The organism is Mesonia sp. K4-1 (assembly GCF_008017825.1).
Classification (GTDB): Bacteria; Bacteroidota; Bacteroidia; order Flavobacteriales; family Flavobacteriaceae; genus Mesonia.
In genome coordinates this window covers 46,019-65,244 of sequence record NZ_VRLS01000057.1, presented here as the reverse complement: position 1 = coordinate 65,244, position 19,226 = coordinate 46,019, and the positions used below count along the sequence as shown (strand labels likewise).

Below are 19,226 nucleotides of genomic sequence, written 5' to 3'. Positions count from 1 at the left end.
GATAAAAAAGGGAGCTAATTTAGCTCCCTTTTTTTATTAGATCCCCGTATAATTTTGTGGGGTAATGGCTTTTAATTCTTGTTTTATATCTTCTGAAACTTCTAAGGTTTCAATAAAGTCAGCTATACTATTAGCGTTTATCTTTTCATTGGTACGGGTTAAACCTTTTAAGGCTTCATAAGGATTTGGATAAGCTTCCCTTCTTAAAATAGTCTGTATAGCTTCCGCTACAACGGCCCAATTATTTTCTAAATCTTCGTGAAGTTTACTTTCATTCAGCAATAATTTATTCAAACCTTTTAGAGTTGAAGCTAAAGCAATCATCGTGTGTCCTATAGGAACACCAATATTTCTTAGAACAGTACTATCGGTTAAATCTCTTTGTAAACGACTTATAGGTAATTTAGCAGAAAGATGCTCAAATAAGGCATTTGCCATACCTAAGTTTCCTTCACTATTTTCAAAATCAATAGGGTTTACTTTGTGTGGCATAGCTGAAGATCCTACTTCTCCTTTCTTTATTTTTTGCTTAAAGTAGTCCATAGAAACATAAGTCCATACATCACGATCTAAATCGATCAATATGGTGTTAATACGTTTTAAAGCATCAAACGTTGCTGCCATAAAATCGTAATGCTCTATTTGAGTGGTAGGAAAAGAATGTTTCATTCCTAATACCTGCTCTACGAAATGAGCACCAAAAGATTTCCAATCCTGATTAGGGTAAGCTACTTTGTGTGCATTAAAATTTCCTGTTGCACCACCAAATTTAGCTGCAGCAGGAACTTCTTTTAAACTTTTTATTTGCTCTTCTAGACGTACTACAAAAACTTCAATCTCTTTCCCTAAACGAGTAGGAGAAGCTGGCTGACCGTGAGTTCTTGCTAAAAGCGGAATGTGAGTCCAATCTTTTGCTAAATCTTTCAATTTTTGAAGAACCTCTTCTAATAATGGATGATATACATCTATTAGAGCATCTTTCAGCGAAAGCGGTACCGAAGTGTTGTTAATGTCTTGAGAAGTTAACCCAAAATGGATAAACTCTTTATAGGCTTGTAAGTTTAAAGCATCAAATTTTTCTTTGATAAAATATTCTACTGCTTTGACATCGTGATTGGTAACTTTCTCGATTTCCTTAATGGCTTGGGCATCTATACTCGAAAAATTTTCATAAATTTTTCTCAGTTTGGGGTATAGATCTGTGTCTATTTTTGCTAATTGAGGCAGGGGTAAGTTGCAAAGAGAAATAAAATATTCAATTTCTACTTTTACGCGGTATTTAATTAAAGCTTCTTCGCTAAAATAAGCTGATAATTTTTCAGTTTTTGAGTGGTATCTACCGTCTATAGGTGAAATGGCTTGTAAAGAAGTCATAAGTGGTTAAAAATTTAAACAACAAAGATAAAACTAAAGAACAATGAAAAAAATAGAAAGCCCAAGTAATTTTACATTCGCTAAAAAGCTTATAAATTAAGCAGTTGTAATTTATAGGAATAAAGTTGTATCTTTCTCATCCTTAAAATATAACGATGATACGCAATCACGATTTAAAGCAAGAATTAAGTAATATGCCTGAGTATTTTACTATAGATGAATTGGTAGGTAGGTTACTTGTTTTAGAAAAAAGACAACGAGACAATATTCAAGGAAATCAATTGGTTAAAATTTCTGTTCAAGAATTGGATATGGAAATGGAAAAGTGGTTTAAGATGTAGTTCTATACTTTAATTAAGTTTAAAATTTTTCTACTTCTGGCTTTATATCCAGCAGATCCTTGTGCATAATTTTGTTCTAAAATTAATTTTAATTCTGGGTGAACCCAATCAAATTCAGTTCCTAACTTGTAAAGCGCTAGCATGCTGTGAGCTTGTGGAGCAATTTTTTGTGGGGTAATCATCCAATCAAAACATAAACTAATGATTTCTTCTTTTTGCTGAGTGCTTAGTGAAATTTTCTTCTTTTTATTGAAATGATGAGTCACTAGCAACTCCATTATTTTTGCCATAGGTCTTATCACATCATCCCTTTGATTTGTTTTTGATATGATAAAAATATCATCAACATAAGGGAGTAGTAGAGCTATATTTTGCACTCCTACCAATTCCATTGCTCTAGCTGCTTTCGCAGAAACTTTATCTTTATCCTTTTTTGCAATAAGAATCACTTCTTCTAATAAAGAATTATCTGCGATAATTTGATTGATAAGAGCAAGCCTATAGGAGGGTTTAGTATTAATTTTAAGTAAGCTAGCAGTTAAGGAGATGTCTGTATTTTTCACTACGTCTGATAGGAAATGAGTTATTGGTCTGTCCTCTCTAGAAATCTAAGGGTTTAATATTTATTTCTTATCCCAATTTTGTTCAAAATAATCGATAAACTGAGCAAATCTAGAACCTTTCTCTGCATACTTTCTTGTTATTTCTGCCCACTTATTAAATTTAGATCTGTTCTTAAGTTTAAAATAAGTTTGAGCTAGGTTTACAGCCATTTCACTTTTTTGAAAATCACTATCAGATAGTGTTAGGCCCTTACTGTAAATTTTTTCTGCTCTCTCAAATTGTTCAGTATTAATTAAAGCAAACCCAAGTTCTTTGTAAAGAAGAGCGTTCTTTGGTTCATATTTTAATGTCTTTTCTAAAATAGGAATCGCTTCTGTAAATTTTTGCGTAGCGTTGTAGGCAAAACCCAACTCAAAACCTAAACCTTCAAACTGAGCGTCTTTTTCAAACCCTTTTTGTAAAGGGACAATGGCATTATGACTTGCTCCCACATGATTGTAGAAATAACCTATATTTTTTAAATAAGAAACACTGTTAGAGTCTTTCATATAAATTTTGAGCCAATCTGGCTGACTTGGTAAGTTCATTTCAGAAAGTTTTTTTTCTGGTATTATAGCCACTTCTGTCCAGTTGGGCTGAATTCTGTACATCATTCTATTAGTTTTCTCTGGTATTTTAGCTATAAACTTATTATTCTCTGTTATTTTAAACGTATTTCCCATATCAAATGTAAATCCGGCTTGCTGGTCTATGTAAATAAATCCGTAATAATTAATCGTATCTGTATCTTTTGCGGGTAGAGCGACCCATTTATTTACTGCGTCGTAGTATTTAGTATCAAACTGCAATTCACTTTTATTAGATTGAGCAAATCCAATATTAGATATGAGATAGGTGAATAATAGTAGAATTGACTTCTTCATGGTTATTATATTTTAGATTTATATAAGACTAGTTATTTTGAATTAACTCAGCAATAACCTCTGAAGTTAGTTCGTATCCTTTAAGATGTGGCCATCCTTCCCATACAACAATTCCTTTCGGGTTTATAATTACACAATGAGGTATACCGCGAACTCCATATGTTTTTTTAAGTCTTGCTTGAGTATCAATAGCATTGTAGTATTCAATTTTAGGGCTGTTTTGTTTGATTACTTTTCTTTTGGATTCATCACTTATTCCTATTACCACCAAATTTTCTTTGAATTCTTTATGAAATAAATTTAAATCGGGAATAGCTTTTTTGCAGGGACCGCACCAAGTAGCCCAAAAATCGATGAGAATAAATTTACCATTTTTGCTTGGCTCATCAGAAAGCCATTCTTCTACCACTAATTTTGGAGCTTCTTTACCAATAAATGAATCTGCCCACATTTTCTTTTCTTGAGCATAGGAATTAAAGAAGATAAAACAAAGAAAGATAAATAGAATTTTTTTCATAGTTGAATTTTTTTTAAGAACGAATTAATGCCTCTTATCAAATATACTTTTTTTTAGTTAAAAAACTTTTAATTCTGTAATAGGCTCTCAACCAATTTTTTTACACCTGTAGAAGCATTCTCTTTTATAATCCTTAAGTTTTGAGATTCTTGAATTGCAGGTTGAGGATCTATAAAATACATTTGACAATGCGATGGAGCAAAGTCTTTTAAGCCTGCAGCGGGATAAACCTGCATTGAAGTACCAATTATAAGAAGTATATCGGCTTGTTGTACTTCTAAAGCTGCAGTTTCTAAGAGAGGAACTTCCTCTCCAAACCAAACTATATGTGGTCTTAACTGTGAATTAAATTCACAAAAATCGCCTAGGTTTAGATCTTTTTTCCAATCTAATACAAGATCTTTATCAAAGCTACTCCGCACTTTTAAAAGTTCGCCATGCAAATGAATTACGTTAGAGCTTCCAGCTCTTTCATGCAAGTCATCTACATTCTGAGTGATAATACTTACGTTGTATTTCTTTTCTAAGTCTTTTAATGCATAGTGTGCTGCATTGGGTTCTACCTCTAGCAGTTGTTTTCTCCTTTTATTGTAAAAATCTAAAACCAAAGCTGGATTTTCTTGAAAACCTTGTGGAGAAGCTACTTTCATCACATCATGCCCTTCCCATAGACCATTATCATCTCTAAAAGTTTTGATGCCACTTTCGGCACTAATCCCTGCTCCGGTTAAAACCACAATATTTTTCATACTATTTGATTCGATTGATTTTAGCAAAATAATCAAAATATTGGTTTAAACGATAGATTAGTTGCTAGGGGTTTTTATTTTTGTAGCATGAATAAAGAACTCTTAGCACATTTAGAAAGCTATCTAACTCCGCGTAGACGAGGATTATTTGATAAAGTTTTAGCAGAAAGAACCAATCATTTTACAGTTGCGACCGAAGATGTTTATCAATTGCATAACACCAGTGCTGTTATACGAAGTTGTGATGTATTTGGCGTACAGAATGTGCATATTACTGAAGAACGTAACCGAAAACGTATTGATCGTGAGATTGCTATGGGGGCTCAAAAATGGGTGAATATAAATAGGTATCATACCGCAAAAGACAGTTGCGAGACCTTACGAGCAAAAGGATATCAAATTATTGCTACCACACCACATAATGATGCTTGTTTATTAGAAGATTTTGATGTTTCTCAACCTTCAGCTTTGTTTTTTGGTACCGAAAAAGACGGACTTTCAAATGAAATTATGCAACAAGCAGATGGTTACTTGAAAATTCCTATGGTAGGTTTTACCGAAAGTTTAAATATATCGGTTTCAGCAGCTATTATTTTGCAAAGTATTACGTCTAAATTAAAAAGAAGTGAAGTAGAGTGGAGGCTTACCGAAGAAGAAATATATGAGACTAAGCTTAATTGGGCTAGAAATTCTATTAAAAGCAGTGAACAAATAATAGAGCGTTTTTTAGCAGAACAGCAAGTCTAATTTCTATTGAGTACTTTATATTCTTCGTAGCATCCGCTAATGGCATCTAAGATTTGAAGGTCGTTGGCAGTTTTAATAAATTGCCCAGAGTAATTGCATTTTCTTAGAATTTCATCGATATCTATTCGGCTTATTTGAAGTAAAGCGACTAGAGTTTCTCGATTAAATTTTTCTTGTAGTAAATTTCTAATCTCGTCATCTTCTTTCATTTTACGCAACTTCTTCATTTGTCGCGGTTTTTTTCCAAAGGTGTTATACAATAAATCAGCTGGATTAGAAATTGCAGCTAATGTTTTGGCAAATGCACCAGGTTGACTATCACCAACCTCATAACCATAGCCTAAACCAGAGATACTGTAACGAGAATTATCATAAATAGGTATGTTTTTAGCGTCTATCTCTAAATAACCAGTAAGCTTTAAAGGTGTAATGGTAACCTCTTCTAAAGCAATACCTATTTCGGTCATTTTCACTTTAACATCACCATATTTCGTCCAGTCATTCGTGATACGGACTTGTATAGATTTAAAACCAAGGTAGGAAAAGTAAAGTGTGTCATTGACCGCAGCTTTAAGTTTAAAATCCCCTTCTTCGCCAGAGACTGTACCTTTAACCTGATTAAGGTTAACAATGTTTACGTCTTTTAGAGGTAAATCATTAGCCGCATTAAGAACCTTACCTTTAATTACCTCAATATCGATTTCTTGTGCTTTCGCGGAAAAAGAAATAAAAACGATGATTAAGATAAAAAAAATAGGGTGCTTAGGCATAAAGACTACTTCTAAAAGACGTAAATATAATTAATTTTTATTTCTTCTTCGGCTTACCGAACTTTTGATGTTCGATTTTCTTTTTCCTCCAGATTCATTGCTTCTTCTAGAGAATCCTCTTCCAGAACCAGAAGAATCTTTGCTTTTAAAGCCTCCGCCACCGCTTCGTCTTTGGCCTCCGCCACCTTTGCGATGACCGCCGCCTCCGCCGCCACGTTTTTTACGATCTCTACCACCTTTATCTTTAGTGATTTCAACGTTTATGTTTCTTCCGTCGTGTTGGAAGTTTTCAAAGAAAGCTAATACTTTTTCTCTTTCCGAAGTATCGGTATTAAAGAATGAAAAACTATCTTTTACATCTACACGAGAAACACCATCTCTACCTAGATCTAGATTTTCTTTTAAGAAGTCTTTTAAAGACATCCAATCAAAATCATCTTTAGCTCCAATGTTTATAAAGTAACGAGTGCTTTCTCCTGTATCTTCTCCTTCTCTATAATCGTTATGACTCGCATTAGGACTGTTGATACTAGAAGCATTTTTGTAATAGTTATAAAATCTTGTAAACTCTACAGAAAACACTTTTTTGATTACCTCTTCTTTGCTGAAGTCTTCAAAAATTTCTTCAATTTGAGGTAAATAGCTATCAATTTCGTGATTTATTTCAGTGTTTTTAACGCTTTTCGCTAAATGAAATAATTGAACTTGACAAATTTCTTCTCCGCTAGGAATATCTTTTTGCTCAAACGATTGCTTAATGATACGCTCAATACTTTTAATTTTGCGTAATTCACTTTTCGTAACTACAACCATAGAAACCCCACTTTTTCCAGCACGACCTGTTCTACCACTTCGGTGTGTGTAAGTTTCAATTTCGTCTGGTAATTGGTAGTTAATCACGTGAGTAATATCATCTACATCAATTCCACGTGCAGCAACATCTGTAGCTACTAACATTTGAATTTGACGAGAACGGAAACTTTTCATTACCAAATCTCTTTGATTCTGACTTAGATCTCCGTGTAATGCTGCAGCATTATAACCATCTTCAATTAATCTTTCGGCTACTTTTTGAGTATCTCTTTTTGTTCTACAAAAGATCACAGAAAAAATATCTGGATTAGCATCTGCCAATCTTTTTAAAGCATTGTAACGATCTCTACCTGCAACTACATAATATTCATGAGAAACATTCTTTGTTCCTTCATTTTTAGATCCTACTGTAATTTCTACAGGAGATTTCATGAATTTTTTAGCAATTGTAGCTACTTCTTTAGGCATGGTAGCACTAAAAAGCCAAGTTTTCTTTTCTTTAGGCGTGTGCGATAAAATATCTGTAATGTCTTCATAGAACCCCATGTTTAACATTTCATCTGCCTCATCAAGAACACAGTAGTCAATTTTAGAGATGTCGATCATCCCACGGCTTACCATGTCTTTCATTCTTCCAGGAGTGGCAACAATAACCTGAGCTCCTTTTTTAATCTGTCTTGCTTGGTCTGTAATACTAGAACCACCATAAATGGCCACCGTCTTGAGACCTTTTATATATTTAGAGTAATTTTGTATTTCATTGGTAATCTGTAAGCATAATTCTCTTGTAGGGGAAAGAATAAGTCCCTGTGTTTGTTTACTATCGGCGTTGATTTTTTGGAGTAGCGGAAAACCAAAAGCTGCTGTTTTCCCTGTTCCGGTCTGTGCAAGAGCAACCAAATCGGTTTCCTCTTGTAATAAAATTGGAATCGCTTTTTCTTGTACATCACTTGGAGCTTCAAACCCCATATCACTTACTGCATTTACGATTTCGGCGTTAAGCCCTAATTGTTCAAATTTGTTCATATAAAATAAATAAGCTGCAAAGGTAAGCAATCCTTTACAGCTTATGTTATAAAAATAATTTATTTATTATTCTGATAAATAACTGACTAGCTGTTTAAATGCTCGTGCCCGATGGCTAATTTCATTTTTCTCTTCGCTATTCATTTCGGCAAAGGTTTTATTTTTTCCTTCTGGTAAAAAAATAGAGTCATAACCAAAGCCTTTTTCTCCTCTTTTTTCTTCAGTGATTTCTCCTGTACAAATTCCGGTAAATAAGCTTTCATGGTCATTTAATGATAAAGCGATAACGGTTTTAAAGCGTGCACTTCTATTGTGCTTATCTTTTAAGTTTTTTAGTAATTTTTCAATATTGGCATCGTTATTTTTTTCTTCACCCGCGTAACGTGCAGAATATACACCAGGCGCACCATTTAAGGATTCTACTTCTAAACCAGTATCATCTGCAAAACAATTATAACCATATTTTTCGGTGACGTACTTGGCTTTAAGAATAGCGTTTCCGTCAATAGTGTCGGCGGTTTCGGCAATATCTTCGTGGCAACCAATTTCTGTTAAGGAAAGTAATTCTATATAATTTGGAAGCATGTTTTTAATTTCTTCCAATTTATTTTTATTGTGCGTAGCAAAAACAAGTCGCATAGATTATAAGTTTTTAATAATAAATTTACTAAAATTTTATCTGTGATGGTAGGGTTCATTTTTTAGAATGGTGAATGCTCGGTATAATTGTTCCGTAAAGAACAAACGAACCATCTGGTGTGAAAAAGTCATTTTTGACAAAGCTATTTTTTGGTTGGCGCGCTGGTAAACTTCGGGGGAAAATCCATAAGGTCCACCAATAACAAAGATAAGTTGCTTCATTCCTGTATTCAGTTTCTTCTGAATTTCTTCTGAAAACTCTTCTGACGTAAAACTTTTTCCTTTTTCATCTAAAAGCACTAAAATGTCTGATGGATTAACTTGTTTAAGTATAAGCTCTCCTTCTTTGCCTTTTTGAGTGCTCTCGTCCATGTTTTTAGTTTTCTTTAAATCGGGTATGATTTCGAAACTAAAATTGCAATAGTGGGAAAGCCTTTTTGAATAAGTGCTAATGAGCTCTTTTAGAGAAGAATCGTCGGTTTTGCCAACGGCTATAAGTTTAATTTGCATTAGAAACAGCGTTTAGAATGATGATAGCTAAAAGTATTTTTAAAAATACCTTTGCCATTAGGATAACTCCCATTGATTGATTTTTCAAAGTCCTCTAAATATTTAGACCAATCATCATTTTTAATTAGTTTTTTATAATTTTTAGTTTTAAAATGGGTACCTGCTAAAAAATATTCTCCATTGGGTTTTAAGATTAAAGTATAATGGAGCCTATCATTTTTAAAGAAAATCTGCTTGAAAATCCCTCTGTCTTTAAGCCATTTAAAATCTTTATATTGTTTTTCTAAATTAGGGTCGTCTTGGTGTAGAAATACCATTTTAATATTAAATTTTCTTTCGTAATTTTCTATACACTTTTTAGTTTCTTTTAGCCAAGTACTTAAGATATCATTAAAAATATCTTTATTGAAATCATGCCTAAATATTCTTATTTTTCTTTTTGCTCCTCCAAGTTGGTTAAAGCTATCATTTTTTGCTTTTGCTTCTGCATAATACTTTTCATGTTGCTTATGTAATTCGACTTCTCTTTTATAGCTTAAAATACTATCATATTTTTTTAATACAATTATTTTACTAGGAGAAATATCTATTCCAGAGTCATTGATAATTAGTTTTCTAAGTTGCTCAAACTCATCTTTACTGATTTTCCCAAATTGATACCTGTATAAAATTTTCGAGATAATAACCCCATCATATTTATAAGAAAGACAATTGTAAAGATCACTAGAATTACATTTCTGATAAAAAATTTGTGATGAAACTTCTTTTGAATTCTCATCTAGATACACATATGTTTGAGATACTCCACGAACCGAAATAAAGAAAATGACGATTATAACAATGATTTGTAGTGTGTGTCTATTCAAAAGTGTAAATTTTACTATATTTTAGTACTGCTAAAATAAATAAATAATGATTAGTCAGGAGCAATTCGAAAAAGAAGTACAAATAATAATAGAAAACGCTATTAGAGAAGATGTAGGAGATGGAGATCATAGCTCTCTAGCCTGTATTCCTAAAGCAGCAATCGGTAAAGCCAAGCTATTGGTTAAAGATGAAGGAATTATAGCAGGAGTGGATTTTGCTAAACAGGTTTTTAACTATGTAGATGCGGGTTTAAAAGTGGAAACTTTAAAAAAAGAGGGGGATGTTATAAAGCATGGAGACATTGTTTTTTACGTTACCGGAAGTAGTCAATCTATATTGAAAGCAGAGCGTTTAGTTTTAAATGCCATGCAGCGTATGAGTGCTATTGCCACTAAAACTAAAGAGTATGCAGATAAAATAAAGCATACCAAAGCAAAAGTCTTAGATACTAGAAAAACTACACCAGGAATTCGTGCTATTGAGAAATGGGCAGTAAAAATTGGAGGAGGGGAGAACCACCGTTTTGCTTTGTATGATATGGTCATGCTCAAGGATAATCATATTGATTTCTGTGGAGGGATTACCCAAGCCATACAAAAAACACAAGCTTACTTAAAAGAAAATCAACTTAATTTAAAAATCATTGTTGAAGCAAGAAATCTAACTGAGATTCAAGAAATACTTCAAAATAAAGGGGTTCATCGCATCCTAATAGATAACTTTAATTATGAAGATACTAAAAAAGCGGTGCATATGATTGGAGATTTTTGTCAAACGGAATCTAGTGGAGGGATCACTTTAGAAACCATAAGGAATTATGCAGAATGTGGTGTAGACTTCATATCGAGTGGAGCATTAACACATTCGGTTTCAAATTTAGATTTAAGTTTAAAAGCAGTTGAGTAAATGCCAGAAAAGGAAGAAGGAAAAGGTAAAAACACTTCTATATTAAACTGGTTAGAGAAAAAGAGCAAAGCTATTATTCTTCCGGGTTTAGAAGGTTTAAGTCTATACGATTTAGGTGAAATTTATACGGTAGGAATCGTTAAAGGAACTTTTTCTACACGGGCAAGTTCGATAGCTTTTAGCTTTTTCATGGCTATATTTCCTTTTTTGTTATTTATCCTAAATCTTATTCCATTTGTTTGGTTTATTGATGACTTTCATTTAAAACTCTTGGCATTTTTAGATTCTCTATTACCTCCTCAAACATCGAGTTTCTTTAATGAGATCTTCTTTGATATTTTCAACACGCCTAGAGCGGGTTTATTATCATTTGTGTTTGTCTTATCTATTTTTTTAATGACCAATGGTATTAATGCAATTTTTACGGGATTTGAGTATTCATATCATACCCATATTAACCGATCTATAATAAGACAGTACTTTGTTGCCTTAGGAGTTTCATTAATTATAGCTTTCATGCTTTTAATTGCGGTAATTGTAGTTTTCTACCTTACCTATATTATTGAGAATTTAGAGGCTATAGGTGTTTTTTCTGATAGTCTTATGTGGGCCCAAATAGGAAGGTATGTTGTTTTTATTCTTATCATCTACAATGCTGTGGCTACTTTATATTACTTCGGAACTAAAGAAGGTAGACAATCTAGGTATTTTTCGATAGGAGCCGTTTTTACTATGGTATTAATTTTGATTACTACTTTCCTGTTTAAGATATATATAGAGAACTTTAGCAGTTATAATGAATTGTATGGATCTATTGGAGTATTGTTAATATTAATGTTATATATATGGTTAAATGCTAATATTTTATTATTAGGATTTGAATTAAATGCATCAATTTATAGATTAAAGCAAAAAAAATAATATCTTAAACCACAATAATTTTAAACTTATTTATCATGAATAAAATAGCTTTTATTTTAGCAGTAGCATTTGCAGTAAACTTCTCATTTGCACAAACAAAAGAAGTAGGAGGAATAGATTTACCTACATCTGAGACTTTTGGAGAACACCAGGTAACTTTAAACGGAGCAGGAATTAGAGAGAAACTATGGTTAGATTTATATGTGGGAGGACTTTACCTTACGAATAAATCTTCAAATGCAAATGAAATTTTAAATAGTGATGAGGCTATGGCGGTAAAATTACATATTGTCTCTAAATTAGTGAGTAGTAGCAAAATGATCGACGCAGTTGAAGAGGGATTTGAAAATTCTACAGATGGTAGAGTTGGTCCGCTTAAATCTAAAATAGATCAGTTTATAGGGTTTTTTAAAGAAGAAATAAAAAAAGGAGATGTTTTTGACATTACTTATCAACCTGGTAAAGGTGTGGTTTCTTATAAAAATGGAGAAGAAAAAGGAACTATCAAAGGAGCCGACTTTAAAAAAGCTTTGTTTGGTATATGGTTATCAAATAGACCTGCAGATGACGATCTAAAAGAAGGAATGTTAGGCAAATAACTTATTTTGATTAGCATATAAATTTACCCTTATATATTATGAAATACATATTAGTACTTTTTGTTTGTATAGCTTCTTCACAGTTAGCAATAAGTCAATCGGTTTTTGGGAAATGGGAGATACTTAAAGAATCAGGAGAAGTGCGTTCTATTATAGAAATTTATGAAAACGATGGTATTGTAAATGGAAAAGTAGTAGAGATATTAGACAAAGAAAAAGAAGATAACTTGTGTATTGAATGTGAAGGAGAGGAAAAAAATAAAAAAATCTTAGGTTTAGTATTATTAAAAGATTTTAAGAAAGATCAGGAAAAATATGTTGATGGTACTATTTTAAACCCCGATGATGGTAGAATATATAAATCAAAAATTTGGGTAGATGAGCATAATTCCAATATTTTAAATGTTCGTGGCTATATTGGTTTTTTCTATAAAACTATGGAGTGGCGAAGACTAATAGAGTAATCATTATCAGATTTAAAAAAGCACGAATTAATTTAAATTAATTCGTGCTTTTTTATTTTGTACTTTAAAATCCTTTATACCTTTACTTTCAAAATTTTTAATTTAAAATGAATCACTTTGTAGATGTTATATTGCCGTTACCACTTCCGACAAGGTTTACTTATCAGGTTCGAAAAGAGGAGATTGGTGATTTAAAGAAAGGAATGCGAGTGGCAGTTCCTTTTGGAAAAACGAAAGTATATACAGGTATTACTGCAAATATACATCAAGAAGCTCCAAAAATCTATAAGGCAAAGTTCATAGAGCAAATATTGGATGATAAGCCCATCGTGACCCAAACGCAGTTAAAATTTTGGAAGTGGCTTTCTTCATATTATATGTGTGCAGAAGGAGATATCTTAAAAGCCGCTCTACCAGGAGCTTTTTTATTGGAAAGCGAAACAGTAGTAGAATTAAACACAAAAACAGATATTGATGAAGAAGGTTTAACCGATGAAGAATATTTGGTTTACGAAGCATTGCAGAATCAATCTGTCATTAAAATAAAAGAGATAAGCAATCTTTTAGGAAAGAAAAATGTACTCAAAATATTACAAAAACTCGTAGCAAAGAATGTTGCTGTAGTTAGTCAAGAGCTTTATAAGCAATATAAGCCTAAACTTATTAGGTATATAAAGTTAGCCGAGTTATATCATAAAGAAGAAGAATTACAGCAACTTTTAGAGACCTTAAATAAAGCACCCAAACAAAGTAGTGTGGTGTTAACCTTGTTTTCGCTTTTAGCAAAATCTAAAAAACCTATAAGTGTAAAGCAATTGATTAAAGAAAGTGAAGCCTCTGCGGCGATTATAAAAACCTTGGTGGATAAAGGTGTTTTAGATGAATATTATTTGCAGAAAGATCGAACAGATACTCAGCAGCAAGTAGAAAAATTTCAAGTTAATCTCAACGAGAATCAACAACAAGCTTACGCGGAAATAAATGAAAACTTTCAAACTAATAAAGTTACTTTATTACATGGAATAACCTCTTCAGGTAAAACTGAAATCTATATTCAGCTTATTAAAGATGTTATTTCACAAGGAAAGCAAGTCCTCTATCTTTTACCTGAAATTGCTTTAACCACGCAGCTTATATCTCGTCTACAACAATATTTTGGGGAAGATGTATTGGTATTTCATAGTAAATATTCGCTGAATGAAAGGGTGGAGGTTTATCAACACGTGTTAGAGCAAACCAAAGGAAAAATTGTGATTGGAGCCAGGTCCTCTATTTTTCTTCCTTTTCAAGATTTAGGGCTTATTATCGTAGACGAATCTCATGAAACTACATTTAAACAGTATGATCCTGCACCGCGTTACCATGCTAGAGATGCTTCTGTGGTGCTATCAAATATAACCAAAGCAAATTTATTGTTAGGATCTGCGACACCAAGTTTAGAAAGTTACTTTAACGCACAGCATCATAAATATGGATTAGTATCATTAAATAGACGATATGGTAATGTACTGCCTCCTCAAGTAGAATTAGTAGATGTGAAAGAAAAGTATAAAAAAAAGTTGATGAAAGGTCGATTTTCTGATACACTTTTAGAGGAAATGAAAATTACCTTATCGGAAGGGAAGCAAGTCATTCTTTTTCAAAACCGAAGAGGGTTTTCTCCGATCTTAGAATGTAATACGTGTGGTCATTCGCCTCAATGTCCTAATTGTGATGTTAGTTTAACTTACCATAAGCACAACAATTCTTTGCGTTGTCATTACTGCGGCTATCATATAGCTATGCAATTGCAATGTATCGCCTGTAAGAGTACAGAGGTGACTACTAAAGGTTTTGGTACAGAACAAATAGAAACAGAACTAAAATCCTTATTTCCTAATCATAAAATAGGAAGAATGGATTTGGATACCACGCGTGGTAAACACGGATATGAAAAAATCATAACTGCTTTTGAGCAGCAAGAAATAGATATTCTTATAGGTACTCAAATGCTAACTAAAGGATTGGATTTTAGAAACGTAGATTTAGTAGGGGTGATGAGTGCAGATAGTCTTTTAAATTTTCCAGATTTTAGAGCTCATGAAAGGAGTTTTCATATGCTAGTACAAGTAGCAGGGCGAGCAGGAAGAACGAAACAAAGAGGGAAGGTGCTTATTCAAACTTACAATCCGAATCATCAAATTTTGCAACAAGTAACTACGAATAGTTATCTTGAAATGTATAAAGAACAATTACAAGAAAGACAGAATTATAAATACCCACCATTTTATAGACTGATTAAGCTAACATTTAAAGCTAAAGATTTTAATGCAGTAAATGAGGCTTCTTCGTGGTTTGCTAAAGGTTTAGCTCAAGGTTTGAAAGAGAATGTATTAGGTCCGGAGTTTCCCCCCGTAGCAAGAATAAGAAATGAATACTATAAAAATATCATCATTAAGATACCTCCAGAGCATTCCATCTCTAAGACAAAAGAATTTATAGAAAAAGTAAGAAAAACTTACGATTCTGTAGGAAGTTTTAAAAAAGTAAGGCTAATTTTAAATGTAGATCCTTATTAAGTGTGTGTAATTATACCAGATAAAGCTTCTTCTAATGTTTTCTTACGGTTACGGCTAATTGGCATTTCAAAATCATCAACCCAAATAGTCTTAGCATTATAATGTTTTACTCTAAATAAGTTAATAATATAAGACTTATGTATGCGCATAAACTGATTTTCTGGTAACTTTTCTTCAAAACCTTTCATGGTAGAGAGAACTGTATAAGTTTGCTCATCAGTAATAATTTTTACATAGTCTCCAAAAGCTTCAACGTACTTTACATTCTTTAAGAAGAGCTTAAAGTTTTTGAGGTTACTCTTTATGAAAATGTAATTACTATCACTAGAATAGAGTTTTTCGTTTTTTAAGTAATGAAGATCAATGGCTTTTTTTACCGCAACATTAAATCTCTTCATTTCTACTGGCTTCTGAAGGTAGTCGACAGCTTCATAATCAAACGCCTGAAAAGCATATTGAGTTTTACCCGTAATGAAAATAATTTCAGGTTTGTTCTCAAGGTTATCTAATAGATCGAACCCCGATAAAATAGGCATCTCAATATCTAAAAATATTAAATCAACCTCTAATTTGTTCAAAACCTCTTTCGTCTTTAACCCATTGTTAAATTCGCCAACAAGCTCTAAGTTAGGATGGTCTTTAACTAATTTGATAATAGATAGTCGTTGTATACTCGAATCATCTACCACTATACATTTTAACTTAATATCTTTCAAAATAAAAAATTTTTACTTTTAATTATCACGAAATTCCTGGGGGGTTTCAATTTCTAAAAATATAAACTTATCGATAAAGTACAAAGATTTTTGCAATAAAGTTAAATTTAATATAATTTTTTTAAATTTCAAATCATTCTAATCTTTAAGGATGATATAATTTAAAAGAATTGAAAGCCAAATCTAAACAAAAAACCTCTGTTAATTGTTATAATAAAAAAAAAGAATTACTTTTGCACTCAATTTTAAATAAACTATTTATGAATCATTATGAAACTGTTTTCATCTTGAATCCCGTTTTATCTGATGAGCAGGTAAAGGAGACAGTTAAGAAATACGAAGATTTTCTTATTTCTAAAGGTGCCAAGATGATCAACAAAGAAAATTGGGGGCTAAAAAAATTAGCTTATCCAATTCAACACAAAAAGAGTGGATTTTACAACTTATTCGAATTTCAAGTAGATGGAGAAGTAATTGAGCCTTTAGAATTATTGTTTAGAAGAGAAGAGCGTATGATGCGTTACCTTACTGTAAAACTAGACAAACATGCAGTAGCTTGGGCAGAGAAGAGAGTAAAAAGAAACAAAGAAAAAGCGTAAGTTATGTCATCTATAGAGCAACAAGCAAAAGGAAAGAAAGACGGAGAAATTAGATATTTAACTCCGCTTAATATCGAGACGTCAAAGACAAAAAAATATTGTCGTTTTAAAAGATCAGGAATCAAGTATATCGATTACAAAGATCCAGATTTTTTAATGGCATTTGTAAATGAACAAGGTAAACTTTTACCTCGTAGATTAACAGGAACTTCTTTGAAGTATCAAAGAAAAACTGCTGTAGCGGTAAAAAGAGCTCGTCACTTAGCATTAATGCCATACGTTGGTGATTTATTAAAATAAAAAATACGACATTATGGAATTGATTTTAAAAAGAGACGTAGAAAACTTAGGATTTACTAATGATGTTGTAAACGTAAAAAACGGTTACGGAAGAAATTATTTAATCCCACAAGGACACGCTGAACTAGCTACACCATCTGCAAAGAAAGTGTTAGCTGAAACGTTAAAACAACGTGCTTATAAAGAGCAAAAGAATATAGACGAAGCTAAAAAACAATCTGAAAAGCTTAACGGAATTGAGCTTAAGCTTACTGCAAAAGCAGGAGCTGGAGATAAAATGTTTGGGAGCATTACCACTGCAGATGTAAGCGAAGCTTTATCTAAAGAAGGTGTAGACATCGATAAAAAATACATCTCAATTCTTGGTGGAAACATTAAGAGATTAGGACAGTATGAAGCAAAACTTCGTTTCCACAGAGAAGTGATTTCTAGCTTAACATTTGATGTAGTAGGAGAAGCTAAATAAACTTTTTTTACTTTAAGAAGATAAAACCTACTCTCAAAAAGAGTAGGTTTTTTTATAACTATAATATTTTTTTAGAATGAAATACGCAAGATTAACAAAAGAGCAATTGGATGAGTTGCATCCAGAATTTATAAATTTTCTAGCTTCTCAATCTATTACCGCAGAGGAGTGGGCAGAGATAAAAGAAAATAAACCACAATTAGCAGAAGATGAATTAGATGTATTTAGTGATTTAGTTTGGGAAGGAGTTCTCAATCAGGCTAATTTCTTAGAACACATCTCTAAGCAACAATTGTTTTTATTTCATATAGACGATACTCAAATGCGCCTTATCGGAATAAAAGTTAAAAATGATGCGATTAACATCACTACCAAAGAAGGTTATGCGTGGTTACAAGATAACTTGCTTAAAGAAGATGTAGAAATTTATAATTCAGTTAAAGCGATATCTGAAGATCGTAATAAAGACATCTTTGCACTCATTCAGCAAGGAGCCAATATTACTAAAGGTGAGCTTTTTCAATATTTTGAAAGAATAATAGAGGTTGATTAATTTAGCCTCTATTATTCATAACGTAAAGATTCTATTGGGTTCTGTTTAGCAGCTTTAAGAGCAGGGTAACTTCCAGAAAGTATTGCAATAACTAAAGAAATAATAGTTGCTGCTATAATAGCTCCCCAAGGAATACTAAAATCAAAATCGGCACTTACAGCCACAATATAACCGATTAGCATCCCTAATATAATTCCTAAAATTCCGCCAAGCTGACCTATAATAATAGTTTCGCTAAAAAACTGAAATGCAATGGTATTCTTTTTAGCTCCCAAGGCTTTTCTAACACCAATCTCACGAGTTCTTTCGGTTACCGAAACCAACATAATATTCATTAACGCTATAGAAGAACCTAGAATGGTGATAATAGAAATGATCCAAGCGGCAGCATCTAGGTAGCCAGTGATTTTAAAAATTTCATTTAAAAGGCTGTCACTACGTTCAAGTCCAAAATTGTTCTCTTCTTTAGGTTGTAGTTTTCTAATTTTTCTAAAAGTAATAATAGCTTCATCTTGAGCGCCTTCTATCATCTCCTTATCATCAACCTTTACGCTAATATTGTAGTTGGTGTTTGCCAAATTAAATAAGGTACGTGCTTTTTGAATAGGAATTAAAACACGCAAATCTTGATTGTTTCCAAAAGTCGAACCCTTACTTTCTAAAACTCCAATTACTTTAAATTTCGCACCACGTACACTAATGGTCTTATTTATAGGGTCTATATTTTTAAAAATACCATCTTTTAAATCAGATCCTATTACGCATACGCTTACATTATTTTCAATATCAAAATAAGAAAAATCTCTTCCTGTTTCTACTTCTAGCCCAGAATTGGTTAAAAAATATTCATTTACCCCCAAAACGCTTACTTCAGGATCGGTTTTTTCTTTTCCGTACCTTATTTCGGCTGTAGAAGTTCCTGTAAATGAGATAGAGGTGTTGGTATTTGGGTAAATAAAATTGTCTTTAAATTCTTTAGCATCTCGATAAGTAACCACGGGATTAATTTTTTGAACCTCGCCACTTCCTCTGGTTTGCACCGTAAAATCATAACGTTGTAAATTAAAAGTATTGGCTCCCATAGAAGCAAAATCACTCGTAATTGTATTTTCTAAAGCATTTACAGCGCTTAAAATACCTACTAGAGCAGTAATACCAATGGCGATAATTAAAACAGTTAAAATAGTTCTAAGCAGCTGTGTTCTAATGCTATCTAAAGCTATTTTTATATTTTCTTTGACTAATGAAAACATGAGTTAAGGTTAAGCGTTGTTAATAAGACGACTTTAAGCTTTAAAAGTTAC

23 protein-coding genes are annotated in these 19,226 nt (G+C 32.4%); 11 read left to right on the top strand and 12 right to left on the bottom strand.

Annotated features, from left to right (window positions below; genetic code table 11):
• Nucleotides 1-36: 36 nt before the first annotated feature.
• Nucleotides 37-1,374 carry an adenylosuccinate lyase gene (purB, locus tag FT986_RS10440; protein WP_147864994.1) on the bottom strand — a complete coding sequence of 446 codons (1,338 nt, stop codon included), beginning with the start codon at nucleotides 1,372-1,374 and terminating at the stop codon, nucleotides 37-39.
• Nucleotides 1,375-1,529: 155 nt separating this feature from the next.
• Here purB and FT986_RS10435 point away from each other — a divergent pair, with 155 nt between their 5' ends.
• On the top strand, nucleotides 1,530-1,715 hold the full coding sequence (locus FT986_RS10435) for a hypothetical protein (protein WP_147864993.1): 186 nt from the start codon (nucleotides 1,530-1,532) through the stop codon (nucleotides 1,713-1,715).
• Between the two features lie 2 nt (nucleotides 1,716-1,717).
• Here FT986_RS10435 and FT986_RS10430 read toward each other — a convergent pair whose 3' ends face one another.
• The 4 genes from FT986_RS10430 to FT986_RS10415 all read right to left on the bottom strand — a co-directional run bounded on the left by FT986_RS10430 (nucleotide 1,718) and on the right by FT986_RS10415 (nucleotide 4,468).
• Nucleotides 1,718-2,278: an adenylosuccinate lyase gene (locus FT986_RS10430; protein ID WP_147864992.1), complete on the bottom strand. Its 561-nt coding sequence runs from the start codon at nucleotides 2,276-2,278 to the stop codon at nucleotides 1,718-1,720.
• Nucleotides 2,279-2,338: 60 nt separating this feature from the next.
• The gene (locus FT986_RS10425) at nucleotides 2,339-3,202 is read right to left on the bottom strand and encodes a tetratricopeptide repeat protein (protein ID WP_147864991.1); all 864 of its coding nucleotides are present in this window, start codon (nucleotides 3,200-3,202) and stop codon (nucleotides 2,339-2,341) included.
• Between the two features lie 28 nt (nucleotides 3,203-3,230).
• Nucleotides 3,231-3,719, bottom strand: coding sequence for a TlpA disulfide reductase family protein (locus FT986_RS10420; RefSeq protein ID WP_147864990.1), 489 nt, complete (start codon nucleotides 3,717-3,719; stop codon nucleotides 3,231-3,233).
• 68 nt (nucleotides 3,720-3,787) lie between these two features.
• On the bottom strand, nucleotides 3,788-4,468 hold the full coding sequence (locus FT986_RS10415; RefSeq protein WP_147864989.1) for an NAD-dependent deacylase: 681 nt from the start codon (nucleotides 4,466-4,468) through the stop codon (nucleotides 3,788-3,790).
• An 87-nt stretch (nucleotides 4,469-4,555) separates the two neighbouring features.
• Here FT986_RS10415 and FT986_RS10410 point away from each other — a divergent pair, with 87 nt between their 5' ends.
• A complete protein-coding gene (locus FT986_RS10410) occupies nucleotides 4,556-5,215 on the top strand; it encodes an RNA methyltransferase (protein WP_147864988.1) in 660 nt (219 codons plus the stop codon).
• Here the strand turns inward: FT986_RS10410 and FT986_RS10405 are convergent.
• The 5 genes from FT986_RS10405 to FT986_RS10385 all read right to left on the bottom strand — a co-directional run bounded on the left by FT986_RS10405 (nucleotide 5,212) and on the right by FT986_RS10385 (nucleotide 9,839).
• On the bottom strand, nucleotides 5,212-5,985 hold the full coding sequence (locus FT986_RS10405) for a carboxypeptidase-like regulatory domain-containing protein (RefSeq protein WP_147864987.1): 774 nt from the start codon (nucleotides 5,983-5,985) through the stop codon (nucleotides 5,212-5,214). The genes FT986_RS10410 and FT986_RS10405 overlap by 4 nt on opposite strands.
• A gap of 30 nt (nucleotides 5,986-6,015) precedes the next feature.
• The gene (locus FT986_RS10400; RefSeq protein WP_111541683.1) at nucleotides 6,016-7,824 is read right to left on the bottom strand and encodes a DEAD/DEAH box helicase; all 1,809 of its coding nucleotides are present in this window, start codon (nucleotides 7,822-7,824) and stop codon (nucleotides 6,016-6,018) included.
• 66 nt (nucleotides 7,825-7,890) lie between these two features.
• Complete coding sequence (locus FT986_RS10395) at nucleotides 7,891-8,463, bottom strand: non-canonical purine NTP diphosphatase (protein WP_147864986.1); 573 nt, start codon at nucleotides 8,461-8,463, stop codon at nucleotides 7,891-7,893.
• Nucleotides 8,464-8,499: 36 nt separating this feature from the next.
• Nucleotides 8,500-8,973 carry a 23S rRNA (pseudouridine(1915)-N(3))-methyltransferase RlmH gene (gene rlmH, locus FT986_RS10390; protein ID WP_147864985.1) on the bottom strand — a complete coding sequence of 158 codons (474 nt, stop codon included), beginning with the start codon at nucleotides 8,971-8,973 and terminating at the stop codon, nucleotides 8,500-8,502.
• Complete coding sequence (locus FT986_RS10385; protein ID WP_147864984.1) at nucleotides 8,973-9,839, bottom strand: hypothetical protein; 867 nt, start codon at nucleotides 9,837-9,839, stop codon at nucleotides 8,973-8,975. Before FT986_RS10385 ends, rlmH begins: the two co-directional genes overlap by 1 nt.
• Nucleotides 9,840-9,885: 46 nt before the next feature.
• Here FT986_RS10385 and nadC point away from each other — a divergent pair, with 46 nt between their 5' ends.
• The 5 genes from nadC (at nucleotide 9,886) to priA (ending at nucleotide 15,288) form a co-directional block, all read left to right on the top strand.
• Nucleotides 9,886-10,746, top strand: coding sequence for a carboxylating nicotinate-nucleotide diphosphorylase (gene nadC, locus FT986_RS10380; RefSeq protein WP_147864983.1), 861 nt, complete (start codon nucleotides 9,886-9,888; stop codon nucleotides 10,744-10,746).
• The gene (locus FT986_RS10375) at nucleotides 10,747-11,667 is read left to right on the top strand and encodes a YihY/virulence factor BrkB family protein (protein WP_147864982.1); all 921 of its coding nucleotides are present in this window, start codon (nucleotides 10,747-10,749) and stop codon (nucleotides 11,665-11,667) included.
• A gap of 35 nt (nucleotides 11,668-11,702) precedes the next feature.
• Complete coding sequence (locus FT986_RS10370; RefSeq protein ID WP_147864981.1) at nucleotides 11,703-12,266, top strand: chalcone isomerase family protein; 564 nt, start codon at nucleotides 11,703-11,705, stop codon at nucleotides 12,264-12,266.
• 38 nt (nucleotides 12,267-12,304) lie between these two features.
• Nucleotides 12,305-12,730, top strand: a complete 426-nt coding sequence (locus FT986_RS10365) for a DUF2147 domain-containing protein (protein WP_147864980.1) — start codon at nucleotides 12,305-12,307, stop codon at nucleotides 12,728-12,730.
• Between the two features lie 107 nt (nucleotides 12,731-12,837).
• Nucleotides 12,838-15,288 carry a primosomal protein N' gene (gene priA, locus FT986_RS10360; protein ID WP_147864979.1) on the top strand — a complete coding sequence of 817 codons (2,451 nt, stop codon included), beginning with the start codon at nucleotides 12,838-12,840 and terminating at the stop codon, nucleotides 15,286-15,288.
• On the opposite strand, the gene FT986_RS10355 is transcribed toward priA, so the two are convergent.
• Nucleotides 15,285-16,004 carry a LytTR family DNA-binding domain-containing protein gene (locus tag FT986_RS10355; RefSeq protein ID WP_147864978.1) on the bottom strand — a complete coding sequence of 240 codons (720 nt, stop codon included), beginning with the start codon at nucleotides 16,002-16,004 and terminating at the stop codon, nucleotides 15,285-15,287. The two genes, priA and FT986_RS10355, sit on opposite strands and share 4 nt — an antisense overlap.
• A gap of 260 nt (nucleotides 16,005-16,264) precedes the next feature.
• Here FT986_RS10355 and rpsF point away from each other — a divergent pair, with 260 nt between their 5' ends.
• The 4 genes from rpsF (at nucleotide 16,265) to FT986_RS10335 (ending at nucleotide 17,922) form a co-directional block, all read left to right on the top strand.
• Complete coding sequence (rpsF, locus tag FT986_RS10350) at nucleotides 16,265-16,603, top strand: 30S ribosomal protein S6 (protein WP_111541684.1); 339 nt, start codon at nucleotides 16,265-16,267, stop codon at nucleotides 16,601-16,603.
• Nucleotides 16,604-16,606: 3 nt separating this feature from the next.
• On the top strand, nucleotides 16,607-16,903 hold the full coding sequence (gene rpsR, locus FT986_RS10345; RefSeq protein WP_111541634.1) for a 30S ribosomal protein S18: 297 nt from the start codon (nucleotides 16,607-16,609) through the stop codon (nucleotides 16,901-16,903).
• 13 nt (nucleotides 16,904-16,916) lie between these two features.
• The gene (gene rplI, locus FT986_RS10340; protein ID WP_111541635.1) at nucleotides 16,917-17,369 is read left to right on the top strand and encodes a 50S ribosomal protein L9; all 453 of its coding nucleotides are present in this window, start codon (nucleotides 16,917-16,919) and stop codon (nucleotides 17,367-17,369) included.
• 76 nt (nucleotides 17,370-17,445) lie between these two features.
• Nucleotides 17,446-17,922: a DUF6495 family protein gene (locus FT986_RS10335; RefSeq protein WP_147864977.1), complete on the top strand. Its 477-nt coding sequence runs from the start codon at nucleotides 17,446-17,448 to the stop codon at nucleotides 17,920-17,922.
• Nucleotides 17,923-17,933: 11 nt separating this feature from the next.
• Here the strand turns inward: FT986_RS10335 and FT986_RS10330 are convergent, their stop codons facing one another.
• Nucleotides 17,934-19,175, bottom strand: coding sequence for an ABC transporter permease (locus FT986_RS10330; RefSeq protein ID WP_147864976.1), 1,242 nt, complete (start codon nucleotides 19,173-19,175; stop codon nucleotides 17,934-17,936).
• Nucleotides 19,176-19,226: the final 51 nt, after the last annotated feature.